This is a genomic window from Alkalilacustris brevis (genome assembly GCF_003350345.1).
GTDB classification, from domain to species: Bacteria; Pseudomonadota; Alphaproteobacteria; order Rhodobacterales; family Rhodobacteraceae; genus Alkalilacustris; species Alkalilacustris brevis.
The window spans coordinates 1-12,373 of the sequence record NZ_QNVJ01000069.1 but is presented as its reverse complement, the minus strand read 5'-3'; the positions used below and the strand labels follow the sequence as shown (position 1 = coordinate 12,373).

Annotated in this window: 9 protein-coding genes; 2 read left to right on the top strand and 7 right to left on the bottom strand. The window is 65.9% G+C overall.

The features are described from left to right. Window positions 1-1,368 (top strand): TRAP transporter large permease, encoded by a 1,368-nt coding sequence (locus tag DQ229_RS11305; protein WP_114966386.1) that lies wholly within the window; start codon window positions 1-3, stop codon window positions 1,366-1,368. A 98-nt stretch (window positions 1,369-1,466) separates the two neighbouring features. Beyond that, window positions 1,467-2,588 carry a 5-methyltetrahydropteroyltriglutamate--homocysteine S-methyltransferase gene (locus DQ229_RS11300; RefSeq protein WP_114966385.1) on the top strand — a complete coding sequence of 374 codons (1,122 nt, stop codon included), beginning with the start codon at window positions 1,467-1,469 and terminating at the stop codon, window positions 2,586-2,588. A 249-nt stretch (window positions 2,589-2,837) separates the two neighbouring features. On the opposite strand, the gene DQ229_RS11295 is transcribed toward DQ229_RS11300, so the two are convergent. From DQ229_RS11295 to purC, 7 genes are all read right to left on the bottom strand, one after another. After that, complete coding sequence (locus DQ229_RS11295; protein WP_114966384.1) at window positions 2,838-3,770, bottom strand: cytochrome c biogenesis CcdA family protein; 933 nt, start codon at window positions 3,768-3,770, stop codon at window positions 2,838-2,840. A 147-nt stretch (window positions 3,771-3,917) separates the two neighbouring features. Then, a complete protein-coding gene (locus tag DQ229_RS11290; RefSeq protein ID WP_114966406.1) occupies window positions 3,918-6,752 on the bottom strand; it encodes an Rne/Rng family ribonuclease in 2,835 nt (944 codons plus the stop codon). A 449-nt stretch (window positions 6,753-7,201) separates the two neighbouring features. Then, window positions 7,202-8,533, bottom strand: coding sequence for a sigma-54-dependent transcriptional regulator (locus DQ229_RS11285; protein WP_114966383.1), 1,332 nt, complete (start codon window positions 8,531-8,533; stop codon window positions 7,202-7,204). Window positions 8,534-8,544: 11 nt separating this feature from the next. Further along, window positions 8,545-10,323 carry a sensor histidine kinase gene (locus DQ229_RS11280; protein WP_114966382.1) on the bottom strand — a complete coding sequence of 593 codons (1,779 nt, stop codon included), beginning with the start codon at window positions 10,321-10,323 and terminating at the stop codon, window positions 8,545-8,547. A gap of 45 nt (window positions 10,324-10,368) precedes the next feature. Further along, window positions 10,369-11,037, bottom strand: coding sequence for a phosphoribosylformylglycinamidine synthase subunit PurQ (purQ, locus tag DQ229_RS11275; RefSeq protein ID WP_114966381.1), 669 nt, complete (start codon window positions 11,035-11,037; stop codon window positions 10,369-10,371). A gap of 48 nt (window positions 11,038-11,085) precedes the next feature. Further along, a complete protein-coding gene (gene purS / locus DQ229_RS11270; protein ID WP_114966380.1) occupies window positions 11,086-11,343 on the bottom strand; it encodes a phosphoribosylformylglycinamidine synthase subunit PurS in 258 nt (85 codons plus the stop codon). A gap of 12 nt (window positions 11,344-11,355) precedes the next feature. Then, on the bottom strand, window positions 11,356-12,117 hold the full coding sequence (gene purC, locus DQ229_RS11265) for a phosphoribosylaminoimidazolesuccinocarboxamide synthase (RefSeq protein ID WP_114966379.1): 762 nt from the start codon (window positions 12,115-12,117) through the stop codon (window positions 11,356-11,358). Between the last annotated feature and the right edge of the window lie 256 nt (window positions 12,118-12,373).

Below are 12,373 nucleotides of genomic sequence, written 5' to 3'. Positions count from 1 at the left end.
ATGGGCGATCCGATCACTCTGGGCTTTCTCGGCTTCGGCGTGCTGCTGCTGCTGATCGTGCTGAGGATGCCGATTGCCTATGCGATGATCATCGTCGGCGCCGGCGGGATGGTGGTGGCGGTGCCCAATGGCACCAATGTGCTGCTCGCGCAGCTCAAGAACCTGCCTTACGGGGTGTTTTCCAATTACGGGCTGTCGGTCATCCCGATGTTCATCCTGATGGGGGTGCTTGCGGGCAAGGCCGGTTACAGCCAGGCGCTGTTTCGCGCCACCAACGCCTGGTTCGGATGGCTGCGCGGCGGCACGGCGATGGCTGCGATCGCGGCCTGCGCGGGCTTTGGCGCGGTTTCGGGCTCAAGCCTCGCCACCGCCTCGACCATGGGCAAGGTCGCACTGCCCGAATTGCGGCGCTACCACTATTCCGGCGCGCTGGCGACCGGCTCGCTGGCGGCCGGCGGGGTGCTGGGCATCCTGATACCGCCCTCGGTGGTGCTGATCATCTATGCCGTGCTGACCGAGGCCAACATCGTCACGATGTTCATGGCCGCCTTCATCCCAGGCATCCTGGCGGTGGTCTTCTTTCTGCTGACCATCGCGGCTTATGTGATGGTGGTGCCCTCGGCCGGGCCTGCCGGCGGCGCCAAGGACTGGGCCGAATTCCGCGACGCCACCATCGGCGTGATACCGGTGCTGCTGATCTTCGCGCTCGTGCTGGGCGGGATCTACATGGGGTTCTACAGTCCCACGCCTGCTGCCGCGATCGGGGTGTTCCTGGTCTGGTTCTTCAGCCTGTTCCAGCACCGCCGGATCGGCCTGCGCGACCTGCGCGATTCGCTGATCGAGACCGCCAGCACCTCGGGGATGATCTACCTGATCCTGCTGGGCGCCGAGCTGATGAAGATCTATCTCAGCCGGGTGCGCCTGCCGCAGTTCACCGCCAACTGGATCCTCGACATGGGGTTCGAGCCGTTCATGGTGCTGATCCTGCTGCTTCTGGGGCTGATCCTGCTGGGGATGCTGATGGACAGCCTGTCGATGATCCTGCTGGTGATCCCGTTTTTCTGGCCGGTGCTGGTGGCATTGAATGGCGGCATGATGCAGGGCGCCGAGGGCTCGGGCTTCGGCATGTCCACCAACGAGCTGCGCATCTGGTTCGGGATACTCGCGCTGATCGTCGTGGAACTGGGGCTGATCACGCCGCCGGTGGGGATGAATGTCTTCGTCATCTCGGCCATGGCCAAGGACACGCCGATGATCGAGACCTTCAAGGGCGTCATGCCCTTCTTCGGGGCCGAGATCGTCCGCGTGCTGATCCTGCTCGCCTTCCCCGGCATCGTGCTCTGGCTGCCCAGGCTGCTCAGCGGATAGAAAGGCAATGCCGCCCCCTGCAAGGATTCGGGCCGGGCACGGGCAACCCCGGCGCGCCTGCATCCGCAACAAGATCATGACACCAAGGAGACCATGCAATGACACAGCCGACCCCACCATTCCGCGCCGATCACGTGGGCAGCCTGCTGCGCCCGCAATCCGTGGTCGATGCCCGAAAGGCTGCGCTGCAGGACCGCAGCATGAACGCCGAGGAACTGCGCAAGGTCGAGGACGAAGCCATCAAGGACGTCATCCGCCTGCAGGAAGAGATCGGCCTCAAGGCCGTCACCGACGGCGAATACCGCCGCTCCTTCTGGCACTATGACTTCATGGGCATGCTCGACGGGTTCGAGATGGAAGAACGCGACCCCGAGGAAGGCGTGCAATTCGCCGGCGTCAAGCTGCGCCCCCTCTTCCCGACGGTCAAAGGCAAGCTGGGCTTCCCCGACGACCACCCGATGCTGGATCATTTCCGTTTCGTCGCGGCCAACACCAAGGTCTGCCCGAAAATCTCGATCCCCGGCCCCTCCTGTGTGCATTTCCGCGTGGCGCAGGACGACATCGCGCCCAAGCAATACCACGATGTCGAGGCCTTCACCGCCGATATCGCCGCCACCTACAAGCGCGCCGTGCAGAAATTCTACGAGGCCGGCTGCCGCTACCTGCAGATGGACGACATCTTCTTCGCCTATCTGTGCGACCCCAAGCACCGCGCCGCCAAGGCCGCCCTCGGGCAGGATCCCGACTGGCTGATCGACCGCTACGCCTGGATGATGAACGAGGCCATCAAGGACCGCCCCGCCGACATGGTGATCGGGATGCACATGTGCCGCGGCAATTTCCGCTCCACCCATGCCGCCGAAGGCGCCTATGACCTCGCCGCCGATGCGGTCTTCAACAAGACCGGCGTGGACATCTTCTTCATGGAATACGACACCGACCGCGCCGGCGGGCTCGAGCCGCTGCGCCTGCTGGCCAAGGGCAAGCAGCGCGTGCTGCCGGGCTTCATCACCACCAAGACCGGCGAGATGGAAACTCTCGACCAGTTGCGCGCGAAGTTCGACGAGGCCGCGAAATACGCCGATCTCGACCAGCTCGGCATCGCGCCGCAATGCGGCTTCGCCTCCACCGAGGAAGGCAATGCCGTCGCCCATGACGACCAGCGCCGCAAGCTGGAACTGGTGGTCAAGACCGCCGAGGCCATCTGGGGCGGCGTCTGACGCCAAAGCGTTTCGGCCATTCGTAGAATCGTCGAAACGCTTCAACCTTCTGTTTTGTCGCAATTTCGAACCGAGAAAGTCTATCAACTTTTTCTGAAATCGCTCTCAAGAACTCCGCCGGGGCTGCCCTTCACCGCAGCCCCGGCCCGCGCGCGCCCTGCCCCTTCACTGTGAGAAAAATATCCCCGCCGGAGGCATCGGTGCGGCGCAGCCGCACCGATAAAGCGCGCTCAATCCGTGCGGCGGCGGTCAGCCGATCAGGCCGAGGGCCGGAAACATCTCCAGCAACCACCAGGAAAAGGCGGTGAAAGCCCCCGTCACCAGCGCCACCCCGACCAGCAGCAAAAGCGCGCCCATCAGTCGTTCGATCAGGGCCATGTGGCGCTTGATCCGGGTCATCACGGTCATGGAGCGTTCGACAAAGATCGCCGCCAGCAGGAAAGGCACGCCCAGCCCCACCGCATAGGCCCCCAGCAGCGCAGTGCCGCGCGTCACATCTGCCTCGGTGGCCGCCATCGACAGGATCGCCCCCAGGATCGGCCCGATGCAGGGCGTCCAGCCAAAGGCGAAGGCCAACCCCAGCAGATAGGCGCCGAAAGCCGAACCGCCCCGGTCGCCGGCATCGAACCGCGCCTCGCGGTCGAGCAGCGGAAAGCGATTGTAAGGCAGCGCCCAGGCCAGCCCCGAGGCTGCGGCCAGCAGCCCCAGCTCGATCCGGTAGGCCCAAAGCCCGCCCCACAGCCCCGCAAGCATCGCCGCGTCCGGATCGATCAGCGCATCGACCGCGAGGATCGCCGCCAGCGCCGCCAGCACGACGGCAAACACCTGCAGCCCCCGGTTCAGCCCGACGAAATGCAGCCCGAAGACGTAGATCACCACCCCCGCACCGGTGGCCAGCACATCCTGATTGCGCAGGAACAGGCTGCCCATGGTCGAGGCGGTGAACCCGAGAAACAGGAACACCGTCGACAGCCCCAGCACGAAAAACAGCGCCGGCAGCACTGCCCGGTGCCGCGTGCGGCCTTCGGCGGTGAGATCGTTCATCGAGATCCCGCCCATATACGCCAGGTATGGCGGCACGATGGGCAGCACGCAGGGGCTGAGAAACGACAAGCCCCCCGCCATGACCGCGATCATCAGCGCGGGCAGCAGGGCTGCGTCAAAGATGTCGATTCCCAGCATCGTGGTCTCCTGCCTTCCTGTCCCTCCTAGCGCATGGGTAACGCCCTGTCTTGCGACCAGAAGTCACAAGGGCGCGCGCGGCCGGTCAAACGCAAACCGCCGGGCCTGAAGGACCCGGCGGCTTGAAGTATCGCGAAAGCCGTGGCCTCAGCGGCGCAGGGCCCACCAGCCGCGGCGGCGCGGGGCGGGTTTCTCCTCAGGCGCGGCATCTTCCGCGGGCTCGGGTGCCTCGGAGGCCGGTGCAGCCGGTGCTTCTGCCGCCGCCACGGGTGCGGGGGCGGGCTGAGCAGCCGCTGGCTCCGCCGGCGGCTCAGGGGCCGGCTGTGCAGCTTCCGGCGCGGCAGCAGCAGCTTCGCCCTCCGCAGCCGGCGCGGCGGCGTCGGCTGTCGGCTTCTTGCGGCTGCGGCTGCGCGTGCGTTTGGGCTTGGGCGCCTCCTCTTCGGCGGGTGCCTCGGCAGCGGGTGCCTCGGCGGCATCCGGCTGTGCCTCTGCCGCCGCCGCGGGTTTGCGACGGCTGCGCGTGCGTTTCGGCTTGGGGGCCTCCTCTTGCGCAGCGGCGGAGGCATCGGCTGCGGGTGCTTCGGCGGTGTCCGCCGCCCCCCCGGCTGCCGGCGCCCCGGTATCGGCCTCTGCGCCCTCGGCTGGCGCGGGCGCGGGCTCTGCCGCGGCGGCCTCTTCCTTCGGCGCGGATTTGCGGCGCGAACGCGTGCGGCTCCGCTTGGGCCTGGCCTCTTCTTCCGTGCCACCCGCGGGCGTTGCTTCGGCCTCTACGGCTGGCGCGTCGGCGCCCGCCCCGGCGGGCTGCTCTTGGCCTTCGGCGCTGGCGGCCTCGTCGCCCGCGGGCCGGGATTCGGCTTGCGTGGCTGCGTCGCCATTGCCACCATTGCCCCCGCCACGCCGTCTGCGGCGGCGGCGGCGTTTGCGGCGGCCCTCGTCGGGCGCATCGGTGGCCGTGGTGGCGACTTCCTCAACCTGCTGCGTTTCTTCAACGCTTTCTTCAGGCTCCTCCTCGATCATGCTGGACGTATCGACCGAGATCACCGGCGCGGTCTGCACAACCGGGCGCGAGGCTGTCTTGAACTTCTCCAGCGTGAAATCGGGGCTGACCATCAGCGCATCAGCCTCGAGCCGCACGGCCATGCCGTATCGGGCCTCGATCTGCTGGATATGCTCGCGCTTCTGGTTGACCAGGAAGTTGACGATTCCCACCGGCGCCTTGAGCAGCACCTCGCGCGAGCGGGCGCGCGTGCCTTCCTCCTCAAGCTGGCGCAGGATGGCCAGCGCCAGGCTGTCATCGGAACGGATCAGCCCGGTGCCGTGGCAATGCGGGCAAGGCTGGGTGGTCGCCTCCAGCATACCGGGACGCAGGCGCTGGCGGCTCATTTCCAGCAGGCCAAAGCCCGAGATACGGCCCACCTGGATACGCGCGCGGTCGGTTTTCAGCTTGTCCTTCAGACGCTTCTCGACGGCGGCGTTGTTCTTGCGCTCCTCCATGTCGATGAAATCGATCACGATCAGCCCGGCAAGGTCGCGCAGCCGCAGCTGACGCGCGATTTCCTCGGCGGCCTCGAGATTGGTCTTGAGCGCCGTGTCCTCGATCGAGCCTTCCTTGGTGGAGCGGCCCGAGTTCACGTCGATGGCCACCAGCGCCTCGGTGATGCCGATGACGATATAGCCGCCCGACTTGAGCTGAACCGTCGGATTGAACATCCCCGCAAGATAGCTTTCCACCTGGAAGCGGGCAAAAAGCGGAAGCGGATCAGTATATTGCTTCACGTTCTTCGCGTGGGACGGCATGATCATCTTCATGAAGTCCTTGGCCACGCGATAGCCGGCCTCGCCCTCGACCAGCACCTCGTCGATCTCGCGCGAGTAGAGATCGCGGATCGAGCGCTTGATCAGGTTGCCTTCCTCGTATATCGGCGCCGGCGCGATGGATTTCAGCGTCAGCTCGCGGATTTGCTCCCACAGGCGCTGCAGGTACTCGTAATCGCGCTTGATCTCGGCCTTGGTGCGCTTGGCGCCAGCGGTGCGGATGATCAGCCCCGCCCCTTCGGGCACGGTGATCGAGCCGGCGATCTCCTTGAGCTTCTTGCGGTCGGCCGCATTGGTGATCTTGCGGCTTATTCCGCCGCCGCGCGCGGTGTTGGGCATCAGCACGCAATAGCGCCCGGCAAGGCTGAGATAGGTGGTCAGCGCCGCGCCCTTGTTACCGCGTTCTTCCTTGACGACCTGCACGAGCAGGATCTGCCGGACCTTGATCACCTCCTGGATCTTGTAGCGCTTCTGCCGCACGCGCTGCGAGATGCGGATTTCCTCGGTGACATCCTCGTCGGCGATCGATTCGATCTGGTCGTCGATCTCGGCGGCGTGGTCCACGGCAGCATAGGGGCGCTGATCGTCACCTTGGGAGGAGGTGCTGTCGTCGGCCTGCGCGGCCTCGTCTGCATCGGTGGACGCATCCGCCTGGTCAACTGGTGCCGACGTATCCGTTTCGGCAGTGTCCGCGACCGGCAGCGCCGTGGCAGCGGCGTCGTCGCTCTCGGGTTCGAACTCCACCACATCCATTCCGGGGATGACATCGGATGCCACCTGCGGGCTTTCGTCCCGCGCCGCCTCGGCCTTTGCGGCCCGGCGCCGCCCGCCCCCCTTGCGGCCGCCGCCGTTCTGCTCGCCCTCGGCCTGCGCGGCGGCATAGGCGCGTTCCTCGGCCAGCAGCGCCTCGCGGTCGGCGCTGGGGATCTGGTAGTAATCCGGGTGGATTTCGGAAAACGCCAGGAAACCGTGGCGATTGCCGCCATAATCCACAAAGGCCGCCTGAAGCGACGGTTCGACCCGCGTCACCTTCGCAAGATAGATGTTTCCGGCTAGCTGGCGGCGGTTTGCCGCCTCGAAATCGAATTCCTCGACCTTGTTTCCATCCACCACGACAACGCGGGTCTCTTCCGCGTGCGTGGCGTCAATAAGCATCTTGTTTGCCATGTTCTCTCGATGCACCGGCGCGATCGCGGTCCATGTCGGGATGTTCCCGGCGGGCAGCACGATGGCGCGGGGTGTCTGGTTGTGGCGATGAACGAACTGCGGCAGTGCGGGGCCCGGCCTTCGGGCCGCCCTCGTCTTCTCTGCATGATGCGGTCGTTACCGAACATCGCGTTGCTTCTCCGACGCCCAGGGGGGCGTCCGTTCCAGGCCGACCGGCATGTCACGCACGGCGGCAAATTCCTCGGCCCTGAGGCCAAACTGCCGATTTCTTCGAAAGGCCGGGGAATGCCCGGCGATCAGTCGGAAACGGCGAAACCTAGCGGGACACGCGCCCAGCAGGACGCACAACTCCGCTGAGCGAGGATAAGGGCGAAGCACAACCGATTACAATGCCGAAAATGACACGAGCGCGTCACCATTTTCCGGCAGGGCGTCTTGCCCGCATCCGATCAGAGATAGTCGGCGCGCTGCAGCCCGTATTTCGCCATCTTCTCGTTCAGTGTCCGGCGCGGCAGGCACAGCTCTTCCATCACCGCCACGATCGAGCCCTTGTGCCGGCGCATGGTATTGTCGATCAGCATTTTCTCGAATGCCTCGACATAATCCTTGAGCGGCTTGCCCTCGGTGGTGACTGCCGGCTCGGAGGCTTCGTTATCGGCCATCAGGAGCGACGCGATCGAGCCCGAGCCACGGCGGTTCTGCAACACGGCGCGCTCAGCGATATTGATGAGTTGACGCACATTGCCCGGCCACGGCGCCTGCAGCAGCTGCGCGGCCTCCTGCGCCGAGATCACCGGCGCGTCGCAGCCGTATTCCTCGGCAAACTGTTCCCCATAGGCGGTAAAGAGCGCCAGAATATCCTCGCCGCGGTTGCGCAGCGGCGGCAGCGTGACCTTGAGCGCGGCCAGCCGGAAATACAGGTCGGGCCGCAGCAGGTCCTCCAGCATGCGGTCGGCCGCATGGGCGTTGCATATGGCGATGATCCGGGTTTCGGCCGGACTGCCCTGTTCGTTGATGAAGGTCAGAAGCCGCGCCTGCGCGCCGGGCGGCAGCGCCTCGATATCCTCCAGGCAGAGCGTGCCGCCGCGGGCCTCTTCCACCAGCGGCAGGCCCGCCCCCTCTCCGACCGGGCCGAAAAGAAGCGCGGTCAGCCGCGCCTCGTCATAGGCGGCGCAGGAGATCTGAACGAAGCGCCGGCCCGCCCGCGGCCCCACCGCGTGCAGCGCATGGGCAACCAGTGTCTTGCCGGTGCCGGTTTCGCCGTCGATCAGCACATGGCCGTCGGCCTGGCCCAGATCGAGAATATCCTCACGCAGCCGCTGCATGATCTCGGAATCGCCCACCAGACGCTTCATCACGCCGCTGCCATCGCCCAGTTCGGTGCGCAGCGCGCGATTGTCCAGCGTGATCCGCCGCGCCTGCCCGGCGCGTTTGGCCAGTTCGGTCATGCGGTCGGGATCAAACGGCTTTTCCAGGAAGTCATAGGCGCCCAGCCGCATCGCCTCGACTGCCATGGGCACGTCGCCATGGCCGGTGATCATGATGACCGGCAGACTGGAATCCATGCTCAGAAGCCGGCGCAGCAGGGTCATGCCGCCCATGCCGGGCATTTTGATGTCGCTGATCACCACACCGGGAAAATCGGCGCTGACCGATTTCAGCGCCTCTTCGGCGCTGGCGTAGCATTCCGTCTCAAAGCCGGAGAGGGCCAGCCACTGGCTGATCGACTGGCGCATGTCCTGTTCATCGTCGATGATCGCAACCTTCATTGACCGTGCCATCGTGTTCCTTCTTATTCTGCTGCCTCAACATCGGATGCCCCGCTCAATATGGGGAGTTGCACCTCGAATACAGCCCCCCCGCCGGGCGCGTTATGTGCCATCAGCCGCCCGCCCAGGTCGCTCACGATCCCCGACGAGATCGCCAGCCCCAGCCCGACCCCGTCGCCCGGCTTCTTGGTGGTATAGAAAGGCTCGAACAGGCTATCGAGTTCCTCGATCCCGTGCCCGTTGTCGCGCACCATCAAGGTGGCGGTATCGCCCTGGCTGAGCAGGATGCCGATTTCGGCATGTTCGACCCCGTGCGTCGCATCGAGCGCATTGCGCAGCAGGTTGACGATCACCTGCTCGAGCCGCAGCCTGTCGCCCTTCACCATGACCGGGCTGCGCGGGATGGTGCGGTTGATGGTCACGCGGCGCGCGCGCAATTGCGGCTCCATCATCGCCAGCGCGCCGGCAACGCAATCGCGCAAATCGACAGGCACAAGGTCCTGGCCGCTCTTGCGCGCGTAGCTTTTCAGTTGCTGGGTGATCGCACTCATGCGTCCGATCAGGTCGTCGATGCGCTGGAACGAGGACAGCGCCTCTTCCGGGCGGCGTCGCTGCAAGAGCAGCTTGGCCCCGGCCAGATAGGTGCGCATGGCCGCCAGCGGCTGGTTGAGCTCATGGCTGACGGCGGCCGACATCTCGCCCAGAACGGCCAGTTTGGACGATTGCACAAGCGTCTGTTCGGCCACGGCGAGATCCTTCTGGACCTTCTCGCGTTCGGCAATCTCGCGCTGAAGGCGCGCGTTCAGCATCCGCAACTCGGCCGATTCCCGCTTGAATAGCGCCGTCTGGAAACGCGCGCGCCGCGACAGCAGGTAGAAGGTCAGCGCCAGCAGCATGGCAAAGCCCATGATGACAAGCGCCAGAACCCCGTTCACACGCTCGCGCACCGAATCATACGCCGTGAACGACACCAGCCGCCAGCCGCGAAACGGGATGCGCGCCTCGGATTGCAGCACCGCCTCGCCGCGCAGCCAGGCATCGGGCGAATGCTGCGCCCAGTCGGCGGTGACGCGTAACGCCCGCTGGATCGCCGTGGGCGCATCCTGCACCGCGAGCGCCTCGTCCAGATTGTGCCCGCGCCAGCGCGGCTCGGTCGCCAGAATGATCCGGCCTTCGCTGTTGGTCACGGCGATGGCATCGGCGAATCCGGCCCAGCTGCGTTCAAATTTCATCAGGTCGACTTCGACCACCACGACCCCGAGAAACCGCCCCCCCGAATAGACCGCGCGGGAAAACGCAAACTCGAAGCCGCCCGCGCTGCGTTCGCTGACACTGAAAACAGTATCGCGGCTGCGCCTGGCCTCGACGAAATAGGCATCATTTCCATGGGTTGCGCCGATCTGTGTGCGATCGGTCGCCGCCACGGTGCGGCCGTCGCTGTCGAGCAGTTGCAGAGAGGCCGCGCCAATCTCGCCCTGCAGCGAAATCAGCCGTTGCGACGTCGCCATGAACGCCCCTTGCAGCAGGGCGTTGATCAGGTCCGGGTCGCGCGCAAGCAGCAGCGGCACCACCGAGTTGCGCTGAAGCTCGCTCTGCACATTGCCCGAATAGAGCACAAGCCGCAGTTCGGCACGGTTGCGCACCGATTCCGTAAAGCGGTCGGTCAGCCAGATATTCGCCACCCAGACCACCGCGGCCGCCACCGCGATCAGCAGCACGACCGCCCCGCGCACCAGAAGCGGCAAGCCGCGGCGGGGCGGCTCGTCGGCGGCAGGTGCGCTGGATCGGGCTGCGGTTTTCATCGCCCAAGTCTACGCCCGGCGGGGCGGGGCCTCAAGCGGGGGCGCTCAGGCGTTCACCATCGCGTCAACCAATGCGCGGAACATCACCGAGCCATCGCGCCCGCCCTGCGCGGCATCCACCGCGCGTTCGGGATGCGGCATCATGCCCAGCACGCGGCGGTTCTGCGAAAGGATGCCGGCGATGTCATCCATCGAGCCATTGGGATTGTCGAGATAGCGGAAGGCCACGCGATCCTCGGCGCGCAGGCGTTCCAGCACTTCGGGCGTGGCCGCGTAGTTGCCATCATGGTGCGCGACGGGAAAGGTCACGCCCTGCCCGGCCTTCCAGCCCGCGGTGAAGGCGCTGTCGGCGGTTTCCACCCGCAGCGCCACATTGCGGCAGACAAAGCGCAGCGAGGCATTGCGCATCAGGGTGCCCGGCAACAGCCCGGATTCGCACAGCACTTGAAAGCCGTTGCAGATTCCCAGCACATGGCCGCCCCGCGCGGCAAACCCTGCCACCGCCGAAAAGATCGGCGCGCGCGCCGCGATCGCCCCGCAGCGCAGGTAGTCGCCAAACGAGAAGCCGCCGGGCAGGCCGACGATATCCACCCCCGCGGGCAGTTCGGTGTCCTTGTGCCAGACCCGGACAACCTGCGCCCCGGCCCCCTCGAAGGCGACGGCAAGGTCACGGTCGCAGTTCGAGCCGGGGAAGGTGATGACGGCGGCCTTCATGCGCAAACCCTCTTGAGACATAACGGCGGCGACAAGGGCCGCGCCGGTTCAGACAATCTCGATGCTGTATTTCTCGATCACGGTGTTGGCGAGCAGCTTTTCGCACATCTCGCGAACGCGGGCTTCGGCCGTGGCGGCGTCGGCGGCGGTCAGGTCAAGCTCGATCACCTTGCCCTGGCGCACCGCCTCGACCCCCTCGAAGCCCAGCCCGCCCAGCGCGTGGCGCACCGCCTCGCCCTGCGGGTCAAGCACGCCATCCTTAAGCATCACGTGAACACGGGCCTTGAAAGCCTGTTCTGCACTCATTCGCGGGGCCTTTCAGTTGATCAGGGTGGGCTTGGCCACGGCCGCAATATTGCGGGGCAGCACGCCCAGCCGCCGCGCGACCTCGGTATAGGCATCGGCCAGGCTGCCCAGGTCGCGGCGGAAGACATCCTTGTCGAATTTCTGGCCGGTCTTGATATCCCAAAGGCGGCAGCTGTCGGGACTGATCTCGTCGGCGACGATCAGACGCTGGAAGTCGCCCTCCCAGACGCGGCCGATCTCGATCTTGAAGTCGATCAGCCGGATGCCCACGCCCATCATCACACCCGACAGGAAATCATTGACCCTCAGCGCCAGCGCCACCATGTCGTCCAGGTCCTGCTGGCTGGCCCAGCCGAAGGCGATGACATGCTCTTCGGTCACCAGCGGATCGCCCAGGCTGTCATCCTTGAAGTAGAATTCCACGATCGGGCGCGGCAACGCGGTGCCTTCCTCGATCCCCAGCCGCTTGGACAGCGACCCGGCCGCGACATTGCGCACAACCACCTCGAGCGGGATCATCTCGACCGCACGGATCAGCTGCTCGCGCATGTTCAGCCGGCGGATGAAATGGGTGGGCACACCGATGCCGTTCAGCCCGGTCATGAAGAACTCGCTCAACCGGTTGTTGAGCGCGCCCTTGCCCTCGATCACCGCCTTCTTCTCGGCGTTGAAGGCGGTGGCGTCATCCTTGAAATACTGCACGAGCGTCCCCGGCTCAGGCCCCTCGTAAAGGACTTTCGCCTTGCCCTCGTAAACCTTGGTGCGTCTTGCCATGAAAGCTCTCCGGGCGCGCGGCGGAAAGGCCCGCGCCATATCTGCCGACCATATATTCCAACCCGCCCTGCCCCGCAAGCATTCAGGCCGGGCGGGTCGGGGCGCCGTGCCGCAGGGCATAATTACGGGCCGGATATCCTTGCGAAGGCCTCTGCATGAGACAGCATCTCACCCAACGGCCTGCCCAGGCAGACAACGCCGGGCAGCGCCTGCCATTCCGGGGGCTTACGCCGCCCCACCGGGGCGACGGTCCCCC

Excerpts from the sequence above, each read along its gene's own strand:
- DQ229_RS11305 (WP_114966386.1), top strand. The coding sequence starts at position 1 with ATGGGCGATCCGATCACTCTGGGCTTTCTCGGCTTCGGCGTGCTGCTG.
- DQ229_RS11300 (WP_114966385.1), top strand. The coding sequence starts at position 1,467 with ATGACACAGCCGACCCCACCATTCCGCGCCGATCACGTGGGCAGCCTG.
- DQ229_RS11295 (WP_114966384.1), bottom strand. The coding sequence starts at position 3,770 with ATGCTGGGAATCGACATCTTTGACGCAGCCCTGCTGCCCGCGCTGATG.
- DQ229_RS11290 (WP_114966406.1), bottom strand. The coding sequence starts at position 6,752 with ATGGCAAACAAGATGCTTATTGACGCCACGCACGCGGAAGAGACCCGC.
- DQ229_RS11285 (WP_114966383.1), bottom strand. The coding sequence starts at position 8,533 with ATGGCACGGTCAATGAAGGTTGCGATCATCGACGATGAACAGGACATG.
- DQ229_RS11280 (WP_114966382.1), bottom strand. The coding sequence starts at position 10,323 with ATGAAAACCGCAGCCCGATCCAGCGCACCTGCCGCCGACGAGCCGCCC.
- purQ (WP_114966381.1), bottom strand. The coding sequence starts at position 11,037 with ATGAAGGCCGCCGTCATCACCTTCCCCGGCTCGAACTGCGACCGTGAC.
- purS (WP_114966380.1), bottom strand. The coding sequence starts at position 11,343 with ATGAGTGCAGAACAGGCTTTCAAGGCCCGTGTTCACGTGATGCTTAAG.
- purC (WP_114966379.1), bottom strand. The coding sequence starts at position 12,117 with ATGGCAAGACGCACCAAGGTTTACGAGGGCAAGGCGAAAGTCCTTTAC.